13 protein-coding genes and 3 pseudogenes are annotated in these 15982 nt (G+C 68.1%); 10 read left to right on the forward strand and 6 right to left on the reverse strand.

Annotated elements, in window-relative coordinates; genetic code table 11:
* Positions 1 to 238 precede the first annotated feature (238 nt).
* The gene (locus tag ABZT06_RS44850) at positions 239 to 388 is read left to right on the forward strand and encodes a hypothetical protein (protein WP_355754367.1); all 150 of its coding nucleotides are present in this window, start codon (positions 239 to 241) and stop codon (positions 386 to 388) included.
* Entirely contained in the window at positions 385 to 1110 is a 726-nt protein-coding gene (locus ABZT06_RS44855) for a hypothetical protein (RefSeq protein WP_355754369.1), read from the forward strand. Before ABZT06_RS44850 ends, ABZT06_RS44855 begins: the two co-directional genes overlap by 4 nt.
* 194 nt (positions 1111 to 1304) lie before the next feature.
* Here ABZT06_RS44855 and ABZT06_RS44860 read toward each other — a convergent pair.
* Positions 1305 to 1580 (reverse strand): annotated as a pseudogene (locus ABZT06_RS44860) (hypothetical protein); the annotation flags it as partial.
* A gap of 2 nt (positions 1581 to 1582) precedes the next feature.
* Between ABZT06_RS44860 and ABZT06_RS44865 the strand changes: the two are divergent.
* From ABZT06_RS44865 to ABZT06_RS44885, 5 genes and pseudogenes are all read left to right on the forward strand, one after another.
* Positions 1583 to 2164 carry a zinc-binding dehydrogenase gene (locus ABZT06_RS44865; RefSeq protein WP_355754372.1) on the forward strand — a complete coding sequence of 194 codons (582 nt, stop codon included), beginning with the start codon at positions 1583 to 1585 and terminating at the stop codon, positions 2162 to 2164.
* 245 nt (positions 2165 to 2409) lie between these two features.
* Positions 2410 to 2592, forward strand: a pseudogene (locus tag ABZT06_RS44870) (hypothetical protein); the annotation flags it as partial.
* A gap of 148 nt (positions 2593 to 2740) precedes the next feature.
* Positions 2741 to 3556, forward strand: coding sequence for an acyl-CoA dehydrogenase family protein (locus ABZT06_RS44875; RefSeq protein ID WP_355754375.1), 816 nt, complete (start codon positions 2741 to 2743; stop codon positions 3554 to 3556).
* Between the two features lie 41 nt (positions 3557 to 3597).
* A pseudogene (locus tag ABZT06_RS44880) lies at positions 3598 to 4124 on the forward strand (NADP-dependent oxidoreductase); the annotation flags it as partial.
* 64 nt (positions 4125 to 4188) lie between these two features.
* Positions 4189 to 4716, forward strand: coding sequence for a hypothetical protein (locus tag ABZT06_RS44885; protein ID WP_355754475.1), 528 nt, complete (start codon positions 4189 to 4191; stop codon positions 4714 to 4716).
* Between the two features lie 127 nt (positions 4717 to 4843).
* Here the strand turns inward: ABZT06_RS44885 and ABZT06_RS44890 are convergent, their stop codons facing one another.
* Complete coding sequence (locus ABZT06_RS44890; protein ID WP_355754377.1) at positions 4844 to 6196, reverse strand: alpha/beta fold hydrolase; 1353 nt, start codon at positions 6194 to 6196, stop codon at positions 4844 to 4846.
* 964 nt (positions 6197 to 7160) lie between these two features.
* On the opposite strand from ABZT06_RS44890, the gene ABZT06_RS44895 reads away from it, so the two are divergent.
* Entirely contained in the window at positions 7161 to 8366 is a 1206-nt protein-coding gene (locus ABZT06_RS44895; protein WP_355754468.1) for an IS256 family transposase, read from the forward strand.
* 833 nt (positions 8367 to 9199) lie between these two features.
* Here the strand turns inward: ABZT06_RS44895 and ABZT06_RS44900 are convergent.
* The 4 genes from ABZT06_RS44900 to ABZT06_RS44915 form a co-directional block, all read right to left on the reverse strand.
* Complete coding sequence (locus ABZT06_RS44900) at positions 9200 to 9589, reverse strand: hypothetical protein (RefSeq protein ID WP_355754379.1); 390 nt, start codon at positions 9587 to 9589, stop codon at positions 9200 to 9202.
* Between the two features lie 127 nt (positions 9590 to 9716).
* Positions 9717 to 12293 (reverse strand): GMC family oxidoreductase N-terminal domain-containing protein, encoded by a 2577-nt coding sequence (locus ABZT06_RS44905; protein ID WP_355754382.1) that lies wholly within the window; start codon positions 12291 to 12293, stop codon positions 9717 to 9719.
* Positions 12294 to 12547: 254 nt separating this feature from the next.
* The gene (locus tag ABZT06_RS44910) at positions 12548 to 13327 is read right to left on the reverse strand and encodes a polysaccharide deacetylase family protein (protein WP_355754384.1); all 780 of its coding nucleotides are present in this window, start codon (positions 13325 to 13327) and stop codon (positions 12548 to 12550) included.
* Entirely contained in the window at positions 13324 to 13584 is a 261-nt protein-coding gene (locus tag ABZT06_RS44915) for a hypothetical protein (RefSeq protein WP_355754386.1), read from the reverse strand. Before ABZT06_RS44915 ends, ABZT06_RS44910 begins: the two co-directional genes overlap by 4 nt.
* A 168-nt stretch (positions 13585 to 13752) precedes the next feature.
* Between ABZT06_RS44915 and ABZT06_RS44920 the strand changes: the two genes are divergently transcribed.
* Positions 13753 to 14931, forward strand: coding sequence for a histidine kinase (locus ABZT06_RS44920; protein WP_355754389.1), 1179 nt, complete (start codon positions 13753 to 13755; stop codon positions 14929 to 14931).
* Positions 14919 to 15587: a response regulator transcription factor gene (locus ABZT06_RS44925; protein ID WP_355754471.1), complete on the forward strand. Its 669-nt coding sequence runs from the start codon at positions 14919 to 14921 to the stop codon at positions 15585 to 15587. Before ABZT06_RS44920 ends, ABZT06_RS44925 begins: the two co-directional genes overlap by 13 nt.
* The last annotated feature ends 395 nt before the right edge of the window (positions 15588 to 15982 follow it).

Here is a 15982-nt window from a genome sequence, read left to right on the forward strand (position 1 = left end):
ACACCTCCCTCAAGGCCGTGAAGGGATACGACGACGTCACCGGCGTGGGCACACCCGCGAACGGCTACGTCCAGTCGTACCGCCGACACTGACCTTCCAGCGCCACCACCGCGCGGACGGGAACGGCGAGCCGCCGGACCCGTCCGCGCCTTCCCAAGCCAGTAGTGGCCGTCCCACCAGGAGTTTTTCACCACGACCCGAAACATGTGTTCCCACCTCCTCGGATTAAGCTGCACACATGAACGACGTCCAGCAGACAAACGGCGCTGCAGAGGTGTGGATCGACGCCGTAGAGAAGTTCACGGCCACCATGCCGGGCGAGCTCAAGCGTCGAGGACGGTGCCCGCTGGTGGCTGCGGCCGACGTCGCACGCCCCGGCACCGCGTGACCCCCGGCGTACCCGGCCGAGGGCACCGTCTCGCGTACAGCAGGCTGCACGTGCTGCTCACGCTGGAGTCACTGGTCGTCGTGCTCATCTCGGTCAACCGCAAGGCTCACGGCACCCTGGCGTTCGTCGCGGACAATGAATTCCTGCGCTGGGTCGAAGTCGACAACATGCTGCTCGCCCTGTGCACCGTGCTGCTGTACTACCTGGTCACCGCGCACGTGGTGCACAACGGGTCCAAGCGGTGGGGGAAGGGCCTCCTCGCGCTCGGTGCCCTGTTCACAGCCGGCACCTACCTGTACGCCCTGAGCTTCGGCAATCACGAAATCACCAACTACCTGCACGGCCGGTTCTGCTCCGCGAGCTTTCCGCCGATGTGCGAGATCGTCGCCTTCAACGACGACGTCTTCTCCGACGTGGTGTTCCTCACCGGTTTCACGCTGCTCAATGTCACGGTGATGCTGGCACAGGCACTCTTCCCCACCGACCGGGCCCCACTGGCATGGGACAACGCCCTGCTCACCGTGAACGCCCTCTTCATCGGTGCGGGTATCACCGCCAACATCGCCTTCGAGAAGGCAGGTTTCGACGTGTGGGCGGTAGGCGCGACGACGGTCCTCGCGCTGGCCCTGCTGCGGATGTCGCCCCGGCAGCCGCTCCTTCGCTACTACGCCATGGTGTACACCGCCGGCTCGCTGGCCACGTTCCTCGTCAAGATGCAGTAGGCGCCGGTCAGATGGCGTTCTGTGCCGTGAGGGCGCCGGGCAGGCTGGGGTAGAGGGGGGTGACGGCTTTGAGACCGACGATGTGGACGAGGTCCAGCACGCGCGTGGGGGCAAGGCGAAGCCGGCCGCTGTCGGCTCGAGCTGTTGTTCGCGGTGACGAGGACGTTGATGCCGCTGGAGTCCATGAAGGTGACGTCGTTGAAGTCGATGACCGTGTGCTGGGGGAATCCGTCGTCTGTGACGAGGGCCTGGCGGAGGGTGTGTGCCGTGGTGTGGTCGATCTCGCCGGCCAGGGCGAGGCCGTGGATGCCGTCAGCGGTGGTGTGCTGGGGTGACGGTCTGGTGGGCCTGACGCATCCGTCTCCTGTCCGTCGTGGCCGTTTGGGCGGGGCAGATGTCAGGGGCCGTGGTGCAATGGGCAGGTACGGCATACGTATCGTGTGCTGATCATGTGAGGTGGGCGGCTGCATGCGTGCCTGAGGGCGTCTCCGCAGTCCACGCGGCCGTCGCCACGGACTCGGTCGTCACCGCCTACCACGCCATCCGCACCGAGGCCCGGGTCCGGCCGGGTGAGATCGTGACCGTCGTCGGGCTCGGCGGCCTTGGCTTGAACGGGGTATCTACCGCGGTACTTGCCGGTGCCACCGTGTACGGAGTCGACATCGACCCGGGCACCTTCGAGGCGGCCCGCGCGGCTGGGGCGAGCGACTGCTTCTCAGACTTCACGGCGCTCGCCGGTCTGCGGTCCGACGCTGTCGTGGACTTCGCGGGCGTGGGCTCGACGACGTCCGGCGCGGTGGATGTCGTACGTTGCGGGGGACGGGTGGTGCTTGTCGGACTGGGCTCGCGGACGACGTCCTTCTCCAGTGGGGATCTGGTGCGCAAGAGCGTCGAACTGCGCTACTCCTACGGAGCGAGCAAGGAGGAACTCCGGCAGGTGCTCGACTTCATCGCCCAGGGCCGCATGGAGCCGGTCGTGGAGAGATCCCGTTCGCCGATCTCAACGAGGGGCTGGAGCGGATCCAGCGCGGCGACGTCCGGGGCCGGCTGGTGACACCGGGGAAGTGGCCGGAACACGGTGCCCGCGAGGTGTTTCGCGCCTTTGACTGGCGGTGAGGAACACCTCGCCCGTCACCACACGTGGGAAAGACACGCTGGCGTCCCCCAGGTCGACCGGTGGACCGGCCGATCCCTCGAGCGGCAACCGACGACGCCGCATCCCCCGCCTACAGCCCACACCGGCAAGTCCGACACCCTTGACACCCGACACGCACACCCGACCCCGAGGAGTTTCTAACGATGCATCGTTTATCTGAATCCGCCGTGCGCCGCTGCGCGGACCTCGCCGGCTCCCTCGCTCCCACCACCGAGCAACACCGGTCGCTCCCGGAAGAACTCGTCGCCGCCCTGATCGACAGCGGGCTGCTGCGCGCCGGGGTGCCCGCGCGGCTTGGCGGGCCCGAGCTGCCGCCGGACCAGGTGCTCGGCGCCGTCGAGACCATCGCGCGGGCCGACGCCTCCGCGGGCTGGTGCACTGCCATCACAGCCACCACCAGCCTGCATCAGCGCCTACCTGCCCGCCAGGGGCGCCGCCGAGGTCTTCGGCGGCGCACGCTCGGTGGCCTCCGGCGTGTGGGCACCCACCGCGACGGCCCACCCGGTGGACGGAGGAGTGCGGATCTCCGGCCGCTGGGCCTTCTGCAGCGGGGTGTCCCACGCCGACTGGCTGATGGCCGGCTGCGTCCTCGCCGACCCGGACGCGCCGGAGGGCTTCGCCCCTGTCCTGCGTGTGGTGGCCATGCCCACCCAGGAGCTGGAGATACGGGACACCTGGCACACCAGCGGCCTGCGCGGCACCGGCAGCCACGACGTCGTGGCCACCGACGTGTTCGTGCCGGATCATCGCACGGGCTCCCTGGTCGACGGGCCGCCCGCCGACGCCACCGCACTCCACCGCTTCCCCCTCTTCGGTTTCTTCGCCCTGTCGGTTGCCGCGGCAGCCCTCGGCAATGCCCGGGGAGCCATCGATGACCTCGTGGCCCTGGCCGCCGTCCGCCGCCCGTCCGGCACGAAGACGACGCTCGCCGAACGGGCTTCCACACAGTCCGCGGTGGCCCGGGCCGAGGCCGCACTGCGGGCCGCGCGCCTTCTGTACTTCCACTCGGTGGCCGAGGCGTGGGAGGCGGCCCGGCGACCCGAGGCGGTCTCCACCGATCTGCGGGTGGCCCTGCGGCTCGCGGCCAGCCATGCGGCCGGCACCGCCGCGGAGGTGACGGCGGCGATGTACGGCCTCGGCGGCAGCACGGCGATCTTCGAGGACTCGCCGTTGCAGCGCAGGTTCCGGGACGCCCACACCGTGACCGCCCACATTCAGGTGAACGCCGACACCTACGAGACGACGGGCCGCCACCTGCTCGGCCTGCCCATCAGCATCGACCGGCTGTGAGGGCCGGGCCCTTGCACTCCATCGCGACGAAGGACACCCACGTGACCCGCACCAATGCCCTGTACCGCCTCGCGGCCCGCCCCGTCGGCCTGCTCGCGGCCTCCGACTTCGCGTACGCGGAGGAGCCCGCCCAGCAGCCCGGGGAAGGGGAGTTCCTCGTCGAGGTCGACTACCTCTCCCTCGATCCGGCGATGCGCTCCTGGATGAACGCGGGCCGCAGCTACGTGCCCCCCGTCGGGCTGGCGAGGTGATGCGTGCCGCGGGCATCGGCCACGTCGTCGAGTCACGGCACCCCGACCACCAGACAGGGGAGGTGGTGAGCGGAGTCTTCGGAGTCCAGCGGTACGCGCTCAGCGACGGCCGGGACGTCGCCCCCGTCGACCTCTCCCTCGGGGACGCGCCGGTCCACCTCGGCGCTCTCGGCTACAGCGGACTCACCGCCCACTTCGGCCTCCTCGACATCGGCCGTCCCGAGCCCGGCCAGACAGTGGTCGTCTCCGCGGCGGTCGGCTCGGTCGGCTCGCTGACCGGGCAGATCGCCAAGATCCGGGGGTGCCGCGCCATCGGTACCGCGGCAGCCTGGAGATCATCCTGCTGGCCACGAGACCACGGCCAACTCCCTGTCCAACACGGTGCACGCGCTGCTGACCCATCCGGACCAGATGGCCCTGCTGCGAGAGGGAGTCATCGGCTGGCCGGACGCCGTGGAGGCGGGACTGCACTGGAACGCTCCGCTGCGCGGCGTCTACCTGCGGTACGCGCTGCGCGACACCGACATCCACGTCGTCACCGTACGGTGCGGAGAGCCGATCCTCGTCGCGCTGGCGGCGGCACACCCCCAACCGGCGCAGCGCCGGATCGGCCTGCTTCGACCTGCGTGCCGTCCCGGGACGCAAGCTTGCCTTCGGCGCCGGTCGGCACCACTGCCGCGGCGCCGCGCCGGCACGGCTGGAGAGCGCGACGGCACCCCACGAGCAGACGCCCGTTACCCGCAGATGCGCATGGCCGACTCCGAGCGCTCCCTGACCCCGCTGGTCCCCCCCGGTGATCAACGGTTACACGTCACTGACGGTCGTCCTGGGGACGCCGGCGAGCGGCTGAGTGCTAAACGCATGCCGCCGCTGTCCCGGCGAACCGACTCAGACGGCCGCCTTACGTGACTGGCCTGCACCACCACCCTCGTTCACCACACCCGGATCAGCCCATGTCTGCGTTCACGGGATCGCATCGCCGCCCGACGGTGGCCGGTGCCTCAGCCGGCAGCCGAGGGCGCACGTGGTGCCCGGCTCAGCCGCGCAGTGGCCTGAAGGCCGTGCGTAGTTCCTGGGCTAGGAGTTGGGGCTGTTCCCAAGCGGCGAAGTGGCCACCACGGTCGACCTCGTTCCAGTGGATGAGGTTGCCGTAGGCCCGTTCACCCCAGCTCCGCGGGGCGGGGTAGATCTCGGCCGGGAACACCGTGACCGCTACGGGGACGTCGGGGATGTGGACCGCGTTGAACGGGCCGCCGCCGGCCTGAGTGCCTTCCCAGTAGAGCCGGGAGGAGGATGCGCCTGTGTTGGTCAGCCAGTACACAGAGATGGCGTCGAGCATCTCGTCGTAGGTGAGGACCTTCTCGGGCTCACCGCCGGAGTCGGTCCACTCCGCGATCTTGTCGTAGTAGTACGCCGCCATCGCGAGGGGCGAGTCGGCGAGGGCGTAACCGATGGTCTGCGGGCTCTCGTTCATCATGGCCGCATAGCCGAAACCCTCGCGGTAGAAGTGCAGCAGCCTGTCATAGGCGATCTTCTCGCGAGCGGACAGGCTGGAGGGCGCGGCATCGAAGTTGCGCAGGTGACGTAGGACGTCCGGCGGTACGGTGCCGGGCATGTTGACGTGGATGCCGAGCAGCCCGTCGAACCGCTTCGTGGCCTGGATCTGGGCGATGATCGACCCGTGGTCGCCGCCCTGGGAGACGTAGTGCCGGTATCCCAGCCGGAGCATGAGCTGGTGGAGGGCGGTCGCCATGCGGGCCGGGTTCCACCCGGTCGTCGTCGGCTTGCCGGAGAAGCCGTGCCCGGGCAGTGTCGGCAGGACGAGGTGGAAGGCGTCATCGGCGCGGCCGCCATGGGCCGTCGGGTTCGTGAGTGGATCGATGATCTTCAGGAGCTCGATGATCGAGCCTGGCCAGCCGTGCGTCATGAGCATGGGCAGGGCGTTGGGGTGCGGTGAGCGGATGTGGGCGAACTGGATGTCCACACCGTCGATCTCCGTGATGAACTGAGGCAGGGAGTTGAGCCTCGCCTCGACCTTGCGCCAGTCGTACTCGGTTGCCCAGTACTCGATGAGCGGACGTACCTTCGCCAACTGGGCCCCCTGGGAACGGTTTTTGACGGTCTCCCGGTCGGGCCAGCGGATCGCCCGCAGCCGTCGCCGAAGGTCGCTGATCTCCCGCTGGGGAACCCGGATGCGGAAGGGGCGGACTTCAGCACCCGGCTGGGTGGGGCGGGTGGCGCCCGTCGGGGCGGAAGCTGTTAACGCCCCCCCGCCCGTCGCCGCCCGCGCGCTGCCGGGCATGCCGACTTGGGTGGCGACGGCGGTGCCCGCGGCGAGGCCGAGGAACCGGCGTCGGCCTGTGGGTTGGGTGTGTCCGGACGGGTTCATGGGGGGCAACTCCTTGTCTCGTTGGTGAGTTGGCAACTGACGTCCGAGCGAGAACGGGGTGCCGGAGGGGCTTTGGTGAGCACACCTGGCATACCGGCAACACCAGTTGAGGCGGTGATCCGCTCAAGCAGGGCGAGTCTTGTATACCGTGAATCACCTGTCAAGCAGGTGATGACTTGCGAGGGTGGGGCGAGGCGATCGGCTGGCTTGATACGCCTGTTTGTGTGTGACACGTCTATGTCCGAGACGCGTGTGCAGGTATGTCCGACGGCGAGTGCCGATCAAACGGCGGGACCTTCCGCCATTCGCCGGGACCCCCGCCCGCTCCAGCTAGCCGGTCTGCACCCCCGCCCGGGGGCGGTCAATGCCTTGTCAGTGGCCGCGATCGTCACCAATTCCTGAGGACACGGCGTCGGCACGGCGAGGAACATGAGGTCGGCGGCGGGCACTGTGCGGGTTCCTCGGCGCACCCAGGAGGCGTCGACGGCCGCCGACCAGTCCGGTTCCATGTGCCTCTCGACTGACACACGTGTCCAACTGAGCCGCGTGGCGAAGGGTTTTGTCCCCGTTTGCGTGATGGCGAATCGTAGGACCACACCGGCGGGGATGGTGGCCTTCGGCGAGGTATCGAACGCGGTGTCCGGCCCCAGCGTTGACGTCTGAGTCATTCTAGGAACACGTCCCGTGATCGGGCCATTTGAAGGGGACCCTCGGGCGAGCATCGGCGAGAGACACGTGTGTATTCTTGGCCGCTACTTCTGTATACCGTGCGCGGTTGTCCCTGTCACCGTGCGGACAGCCAGGCACTACGGCACCACGGCCTTCCCCGGGACTGTAAAAATAACGGCTGATCCGCCCAGCAAGGAGGAGAAGCCAAGTGACGGATCAGAGCGTGGAGTTGGAGCAGGTCGGGGCCGCTGAAGCGGCTCAGGCTCCGCAGGTTGCGGGTGACCAGCTGATCGCGATGCTGGTGGACCGGGCCCGGAGCGAGGGCCTGCAGTTGACCGGCGAGGGCGGGCTGCTGCAGCAGCTGACGAAGCGGGTGCTGGAGTCCGCGCTGGAGGGTGAACTCACCGATCATCTGGGGCATGAGCCCGGTGAGCGGGCCGAGGGCGGTCGGGAGAACTACCGCAACGGGCACCGGCCCAAGACGGTGATCACCGAGTCGGGGCCGGTCGAGATCGCGGTGCCGCGGGACCGGGCCGGGTCGTTCGAGCCGCAGCTGGTCAAGAAGCGTCAGCGGCGTCTGGGCGGGGTGGACGAGATGGTTCTGTCGCTGTCGGCGAAAGGGCTGACGCATGGGGAGATCTCCGCGCATTTCGCCGAGGTGTACGGCGCGGAGATCTCCAAGTCCACCATCTCCACGATCACCGAGAGCGTGATGGCTGGCATGACGGAATGGCAGAACCGTCCGCTGGACAGCGTCTACCCGGTCGTCTTCATCGATTGTGTGAACGTGAAGGTCAGGGACGGGCAGGTCGCCAACCGGCCCGTTTATATGGCGGTGGCGGTCACCGCCGAGGGGCACCGGGACATCCTGGGCTTGTGGATCGGCGACGGCGGGGAGGGCGCGAAGTACTGGCTTCAGGTCCTGACGGAGATCAAGAATCGCGGTGCGGCCGATGTCCTGATGTTGGTCTGCGACGGTCTCACCGGCCTCCCGGACGCCGTGAACACGGTCTGGCCTGCGACGATCGTCCAGACCTGTGTCGTTCACCTGCTGCGGAACAGCTTCCGTTACGCGGGCCGCCAGGACTGGGAGAAGATCGCCAAGGCGCTCAAGCCCGTCTGCACCGCACCGACCGAGGACGCGGCCCTGGAACGCTTCATGGAGTTCAGCGAGGCCTGGGGCAAGAAGTACCCCGCGATCGTGCGGCTCTGGGAGGCGGCCTGGGCGGAGTTCGTGCCCTTCCTCCGGTTCGACGTGGAGATCCGCAAGATCGTCTGCACTACGAACGCGATCGAAAGCATCAACGCGCGGATCCGCAAGGCCGTCCGGGCCCGAGGACACTTCCCAACCGACCAGGCTGCCCTCAAGTGCGTCTACCTGGCCGTCATGAGCCTGGACCCGACCGGCACCGGACGCAAACGCTGGACCATGCGCTGGAAGGCCGCGCTCCAAGCCTTCGACATCACCTTCGACGGCCGGCTCACCGCCAGACGCCGCTGAACAAAACCGACTGAGTTCCACCGTTCGCTACACAGACCCCTTGTTGAACCGATGCAGAGCGTCCTGGACGTTCCTCTCGGCGTCAGCCAGACGGGCAAGAGCCGCGGAACGTTCAGCCGGATCGCTTGCTATCAGCCCGAACGCCCACCCCAGCCGCTCATGCCATACGGCGGCACCATCCACGCCTACGCCCGTACCCACGTCTCTCTTCACCCGGCAGATCATGCTCTGCCTCAAGCCACCATCGCCTTCGTTTATCCCCGCCAGGCACATCACAGCACTGCCCGGCGTCGGTGGCACAGTGAGCTGACCCCTGCCTACGTGACACCTGTCGTGCTTCGGCTCGCCCGCCTGCTGACCGGGAGCGGAAAGCGGTCCTGTTTCGACAGGGGGCACTACGTCGATCTCGCCGACTTCACTGGTGATGTGGCCAACGCGCGCGAGGAGATCGTCGGTCCGCCGAGCGCCGGCAAGCGCACGACGACGTGGACGACCCCGTGCGCTTGCCCACGACAGGGCGCATCCGAGGGACCGGCTCTGTGCAGCCGAAAGCCGCCTTCATGCCTACGGCTTGACCCAGCACCGATGCTGCGGGCAGCAGGCTGGGGCCGAGTGTTCTCAAGCCGGCGGGACCGTTCCGGCTCAAGCCGGCGGCCGGAGCCAGAGCGCGCGTGTCCGCATCCACCAGGGGCTCCGGCCGCTCCGCTGATCCTCCTGCGCCTCGACGGCACCGGGCCGTGGCCCGGCACCGTCAGGGCCGAAGAAGGCACCACCCCGCACGACGGTCTTCGGGCGGACTCAGTTGCCGCTCACCGAGGACCGCGAGCGCTTCTCTACTGCCAGCGGACGACGTAGGGATCGGTGGTGGTGCCCTCCGCTCCCCACTTGGATCCCGGGGTGCTGGAGTTGAAGCCGCCGGGGGTCGGCAGCACGGTGGTGATGTTGAAGTGGGCCTTGCTGACGTTGTAGAAGCCGCCGATGGTGTACGGGCCCGTGCCTACGATGTCGAAGGTCTGGCAGTCTCCCGGGTTGACCACGAAGGAGTGGAGGCCTGTGGACCACGTGATGTCGGCAACGTAGTTGCCCTGTGCGCACAGCTGCACCCGGTGGTTGCTGATGTCCGCGGAGGCGGGCGAGCCGAGGGCGATGACGGCCGCGCCAGCGGCGAGAGTGGCACCGAGGGCGACCGTCGAGCGGCGTCCGAGATCTCGTGTGATGTGCATGGAAATTCCGTTCTCATCGATGGGCAGCCAGCCACCTCGTCGGGAGGGCCCTGATCTGGCTGCACGCCCCGACGCCTCGTGGCGCGGGGGGTGTCATCTGGGCAACGTAGGAAGATCGGCCCGAGGTTCAGCCGGTGATGATCCCTGGTTTTTCCAGCCGAACATCGGCCCTGAGATACGTGTTCGTACAGGGGCCGTATGCGGAAGGGCGCCTTCGCTCGCCTGGCATCGCTCGGGAGCTCCCGCGACCCGTCGAGTGGTCCGAGACCCGTGTCAGTCGAAAACGATGACGCCTCGGATGTTCTTGCCCTCGCGGAGGTCCTGACAGCCCTCGTTGATCTGATCCAGCCGGTAAGCGGCCGTCACCAGTCCGTCCAGCCGGAGATAACCGGAGCGGTGCAGGTCCAGCAGCCGGGGGATGTCGAACTGAGGGTTCATGGAACCCTTGATCTCCACCTGGCGCTGGAGCATCCAGTCGGCGACCGAGTGGATCCCGAACGACGAGTTGGCCAGTCCCGTGATGACGACGACGCCGGACTTGCCCACGGCCAGCTGAGCCTGCTGCACCACCTCGCGGTCCACCTGGCCCACGGTGATCAGTGCCTGGTCGGCCATCGCGCCGTGCGTGAGCTCCTTCACCTTCTCCAAGGCCGGCCCCGCCTCGGCGAAAGCGTGGGGTGGCCCCGAAGCTCTTGGCCGCCGTCCGCTTCATCTCGACCGGATCGACTGCCACGACGTTGGCCGCACCCGCGTGCACGGCCCCCTGGACCGCGTTGATGCCGATGCCGCCGATACCGAAGACGACGACCGTGTCACCGGCGGACACACCCCCGGCTACGGTCGCCGTGCCGAACCCGGTCGGGACGCCGCAGCTGACCAGCACTGCCTCTGCGGCAGGTATCGAACTGTCGATGCGCACCACCGACCGCTCCGAGGCCACCAGCCGTTCCGGAAAGGCACCCAACTGCCGGAAGGAGCCGATATCCTGGTGGTTCAGGTGGAAGCGGTACGTGCCGTCCGACAGGGGACCGTCCGGCTGGTCCCCGAAGACACAGAGGCTCTGGCGACCGGTCGAGCAGTAGCGGCACAGACCACAGCTCGGGACGAACGTGCACACCACCCGGTCTCCGGGCTTCACTTTGCCGACGCCGGGACCGAACTCTTCCACGATTCCCGTCGCCTCGTGTCCTGCCACGATGGGCAGAGCCGTGGGCAAGTCCCCGTTCTGCAGATGAATTTCGGAGTGGCACAGCCCCGCCGCCTCGACCTTGACCAGCACTTCACCGTCCTTGGGGCGGCGCAGGCCGAGTTCGACCACTTCGAAAGGCTTGCCGACCTCGAAGAGAACCGCAGCATTCGTTTTCATTCGCACCTCATAGGACAGGGGCTCGGCCAGAGCGGGGGCTTCGCCGATTTCACGGGCGATCCGCAGACCCGCCGTCAGTGTGGCGACGTCTCGCTCGTCGCCCAGGTAGTTCGGGTCCACCAGCGGAGGCACACGCGGATCCGCGGCGGCCAGCCGGACGGATCCCCGGCTGTGCGGGGTCATCACGGAGAAGCCGATGGTGTAGCCGTTCACAGGGCCGGGCAGTGACGGGGCCCGGTAGGGAAGACTGACGAAGAGGATCTGGAGGTCGGGACCTTCCGCATCGGGGGTGACGCGTACGAGTCCGACCCCCTCACCGGGGGGACTGGTAACGTCCGAGGGGACGGGCTGCCGCGCGGTGTAGGTCAGCGTAGACATGGCGTTATCCTGGAGGTTGGCGCCCACACCGGGCAGGTCCAGGACGGGCTCGACCCCGGTCTCCACGAGATGACCCTTCGGACCGATGCCGGAGAGCATGAGCAGGTGGGGGGTGCCGATCGCGCCGGCGGTGAGGATGACCTCGGCCGTGGCCGCGGCGGTGTGCGTGACGTCGCCGAGAAGGTACTCGACGCCGGTGCAGCGGCCCTCGGACAGGACGAGGCGCGTGACGACGGCGCCGGTGACCACCGTCAGGCCGGGGCGGTCGGCGAGGACCGGCCGCAGATAGGCGTCGGCCGCGCTCTGCCGCTGCCCGTCGGCGATCGTGTTATCGCACCAGCCGAAGCCGGTCTCCAGACCGCCGCTGATGTCGTCGGCCCGGCGGTGTCCCGCCTCCACACAGGCCGCGATCACCGGGTTGGGGGTGGCCGGCGGACCGACCCGAAGCGGGCCGTCCTGTCCGCGCAGCGCGGGGTCACGGCCGGCTGCGGTCTCACTGCGCCGGAAGTAGGGCAGCAGGTCGTCGAAGCCCCAGCCCGACGCGCCCTCGGCCAGCCAGCGGTCGTAGCTCGACCGGTGGCCACGCACGAAGTTCAGTCCTTTGATGCTGGAGGAGCCGCCGAGCGCCCGGCCACGCGGCAGCGGCATTTCCGCACCCGTGAAAGCCTGCTCGGTGGAGACGCCGCCCCAGTCCGCCGTGCTGCCCATCAACGCGGGCCAGGCGCCGGGGACGGACATCAGGTCCAATGGTTCGGCCTCTCCGGCCTCCAGCAGGAGAACCCGCCTGCCCGGATCCTCCGACAGCCGTGAGGCCAGCACACTTCCGGCCGTGCTGGCACCGGCGATGACGAAGTCGTAATTCGTGTCTGATTCCGTGACCATTTCCGTGTCAAAGCAGTCCGTCGGTTCCGCGAGGCGACTCAGAACGCCCCTCAGCCTCACGACGAAGAGACCAGTCATACGTGTGAACACACGGTCTCACACGTGTGAGTGGTCGACTGTGACCCGGCCGGCCGTCGGCGAGCTGGTCACCCACGCCAACACCTACCTGCTGGGCCCGGCGGAGACCCTCTTGTCGACGGTGACGTCCACGTGGCGAAAGGGGCAGTCGTGCCAGGGCGCTCAAGGAGATCACGGCGTACCGCGCGGGTACCGGAGCGAACCGGCGGACCACCTGCGGCGGTGCGGACGCCTACGCGGCCCGCCCATGGAAGTCAGGGGCGATACACCGTGCCGGGAACCGGCTCGGCCGGGGCGAGCAACTGCGAGACTGTCACGATGGTGTAGCCCCGTTCACGCAGGGTGTCGATGATTCCTGGCACGGCCGGGATCGTGCCCGGGTACCGGTCGTGCAGCAGGATGATCCCGTCGCGACGGGTCTGCTCCAGCACCCTCTTGGTGATCACAGCGGTGTCCGTGGTGGCGTAGTCCTTGGCGGTGACACTCCACAGCACCTGTGCCAGACCCATCTTCCTCAGGACTTCGGACACCTTGTCGTCGGTCCGGCCCTGTGGTGGACGCATGAGTACGGGCGTATGCCCGGTGATCTCACGTACCGCTTCCTGCACGGGGTCCAGTTCGGCGTGGATCTGCCGTACCGAAAGCTTGGTGAGGATCTTGTGCGACCAGGTGTGATTGCCTATCTCGTGGCCTTCGCGAGCCATTCGGGAAAGCGTTTTGGAATAGGTATCCGTATGTCCTTTTCCCTGCACGAAGAAAGTGGCGTGCACATGCTTTTCCCGCAGAATGTCGAGCAGATTCGGAGTGGGCTTGCTCGGACCACCGTCGAAAGTGAGCGCAACACATTTGGCCTTGTTGCAGTCCACGTCGGTGGTCCCGGGCCCGTGTGCGGACGTCGATGTCGAGCCGCTTGCCGATGCGCGGGCGCTGCGTGGCGACGTCACCCCGTGCAGGGTGCTGCAGCCGGTGGTGGCGGCCAGCGAACCGGCCGCCACCAGAGCCAGCAGCGCACGGACGTACCGGGCCGCCTTCATCGCCCGTCGTCCGCCGGGGTCCCGAAGGACCGGCGGGAGAAGGTGTAGAACGATCCGGCTATCAACAGGGCGCCGATGACGAGTACGAGTGCCGGTGCCAGACCCGGTACGGCCCAGAGCTGTATCTCGAGATGCGCCCACAGGCGACCGATGCCCTGCACTGCTCCGAGTGTGACGAGCGCCAGACCCAGGATCCCGATAAATCCTGAGACGAAACTGGCGCCGGACGAAATCTTTGCTTTTTCCGTGAGATTCATGCGCTCAACGTTATGCGCGGCGCCGGCTCGACGATTCCGCAATGAGAATGTCTTCGGCAGATCGAAAGAACAATACGCACGGCAGATCTTCTATACTTTGGTATAGGAATTTCTACTGGAAGCCGGAGCTGGTTGGCTGGAGAGGACGTACCGTTTACCGTGGCGTGAGTGATCGACATACAACAGGTGTGGCACCGGCACCCCCGGTTCACGGACGCGGCCGTTGCCGCCGCGGCCGCGGCGCTGACCCTGCTCGTGTCCAGGGCACAGTCCGCGGGGTTGTGGGTCTACCCCCAGTTGTCCCACGGTGCGGTCCTGCAATACCTGCTGCCCGCGGGATGGCCGGCCGCCGCGCCTACCGCCTATGTACCCCCGTTGGCCTGCGCGGCTCTCTACTGGCGGCGCTGCCACCCCGTGGCGCTCTCTCTTGTTCTGGTGGTCCTCTCCGTCGGTTGGCCCGTCGTCGTTCCCCTGCTGGTGGCCCTGTACACCGTCGCCCGTCACCAGAACACCCGGGCCGCCGCCGCGACAGCCGTCGTGGCCCTGCTCCCCGTGGTCGTACAGCCGCTGCTGCCACCCATCGGATCGGCCGACCCCGCGACCACCGTCTCGGCCGTGGCCCTGGTCGTCGGCGCAGTTGGCTGGGGCCTGTACGTCGAGGGCGCACACGAACGCGCCCTGCACGCCGAGCAGGAGGCCGACCGGCGCGCCGCCCAGGCCCGCCAGCACGCCCGGGAGGAGATCGCCCGCGAGATGCACGACGTACTGGCACACAGACTGACCCTGCTGAGCATGCACGCCGGAGCACTCGAGTTCCATCCCACAGCCTCCCCGGAACGGGTGGCCGAGGCCGCCGGCGTGATCCGGCAGAGCGCGGGCCAGGCCCTGGAAGACCTCCAGGGCGTCCTGCGTGTTCTGCGCGCACCCGTCATCGACGACCACGTGCCGTCGTCGCCCCAGCCCGCCCTCCGTGACACCAGCAGACTGATCGACGAGGCCCGCGCCGCCGGAGCGGACATCGAGGTGCACCAGCGACTCGACGACCTGGCCACCATGGACACCACCATCGGCCGCACCGCCTACCGGGTTCTGCAGGAGGCCCTGACCAACCATCGCAAGCACGCTCCCGACACACGTGTGTCCCTGACCCTCACGGGAGGCGCCGAAGGCGGTCTCAGAATCGCCGCCGTCAATGCCGTCCAGTCCACGCCGGTCACCCGACTCCAGGGTTCCGGCCAGGGGCTCATCGGCATGCACGAACGGGTCCACCTGGCCGGCGGGCGGATGAGCCACCGTCTCACCCCCACCGGCTTTCACCTCGACGTGTGGCTGCCATGGACCCCCTGATCCGTGTACTCGTCGTCGATGACGATCCCCTCGTACGTTCCGGGCTCGGCCTGATCTTCAGCGGAGCGGACGACATCGACGTCGTCGGAGAAGCCGAAGACGGCGCCGACGTACTGACCATGGTCGACCGGGTCCGCCCCGACCTGGTGCTGATGGACATCCGGATGCCCCGCCTTGACGGCCTGGCCGCCACCGAGGCACTGCGCCGTCGGCCCGATGCGCCCCAGGTGCTGATCCTCACCACCTTCACCACCGACGGCTACATTCTGAGCGCGCTACGAGCCGGTGCGGCCGGATACCTCCTCAAGCACACCCCACCCGCGCAGATCGTCGCTGCGGTGCGCAACACGATGGCGGGAGAACCGGTGCTCTCGCCCGACGCGGTCAAACAGCTCATCGGCGCCGTCACCCGAACCACCGACCCAGGACGCGACGACGAACGCGCCATGGCCGAGTCACGGCTGCGCCTGCTGGGGGAACGGGAGCGGGAGGTCGCCATCGCTGTGGCCCGTGGCAGCACCAACGCGGACATCGCCACGGAGTGTTACATGAGCCTGCCCACGGTGAAGGCACACGTCAGCCACATCCTGACCAAGCTGGACCTGAACAATCGCGTACAGATCGCGCTGTTGGTGTATCGCGCGGGATGGGTGTGAGCGGGAGAAGGACCGTGCCACCTGGCTACACCGGCGCGTGCCGCCGCTGGGACCGGATTGCTGCCGCCCGGGCGGCCGACGACGAGCAGTCCCCCGACGACGCGTGGATCGACCAAGGCGTCGACGTCGGCTCTCAGTGGGGCCAGTACGAACACGTCACCACCATCGGCTTTGGCAGCCTGAGCCGGACGCATCGGCGCCCCGCCTGCCACAAGGCACGCGCCCGGGAGAGGCCGGACGGCACCTGGACGACATCGGCGCCGAACCGGTCGCCCTTGCTGACGCCCACGCGGGACCGCGCCCGTCCTGACGTGAACCAACCACATTCGCGTACCCGTTGACGTAGCGAAGGAGGATCCCGCCGAGGCAGGGCGCTCGCCGTCGGTCGCATGCGG

Origin of the sequence: Streptomyces sp. NPDC005483 (assembly GCF_040606035.1) — a bacterium.
Taxonomy (GTDB): domain Bacteria; phylum Actinomycetota; class Actinomycetes; order Streptomycetales; family Streptomycetaceae; genus Streptomyces.

Bases quoted from the DNA above. Each gene is read 5' to 3' on its own strand.
- ABZT06_RS44895 (WP_355754468.1), top strand. From the start codon at position 7,161: ATGCTGGTGGACCGGGCCCGGAGCGAGGGCCTGCAGTTGACCGGCGAG.
- ABZT06_RS44925 (WP_355754471.1), top strand. From the start codon at position 14,919: ATGGACCCCCTGATCCGTGTACTCGTCGTCGATGACGATCCCCTCGTA.
- ABZT06_RS44850 (WP_355754367.1), top strand. From the start codon at position 239: ATGAACGACGTCCAGCAGACAAACGGCGCTGCAGAGGTGTGGATCGAC.
- ABZT06_RS44890 (WP_355754377.1), bottom strand. From the start codon at position 6,196: ATGAACCCGTCCGGACACACCCAACCCACAGGCCGACGCCGGTTCCTC.
- ABZT06_RS44900 (WP_355754379.1), bottom strand. From the start codon at position 9,589: ATGCACATCACACGAGATCTCGGACGCCGCTCGACGGTCGCCCTCGGT.
- ABZT06_RS44905 (WP_355754382.1), bottom strand. From the start codon at position 12,293: ATGACTGGTCTCTTCGTCGTGAGGCTGAGGGGCGTTCTGAGTCGCCTC.
- ABZT06_RS44915 (WP_355754386.1), bottom strand. From the start codon at position 13,584: ATGAATCTCACGGAAAAAGCAAAGATTTCGTCCGGCGCCAGTTTCGTC.
- ABZT06_RS44910 (WP_355754384.1), bottom strand. From the start codon at position 13,327: ATGAAGGCGGCCCGGTACGTCCGTGCGCTGCTGGCTCTGGTGGCGGCC.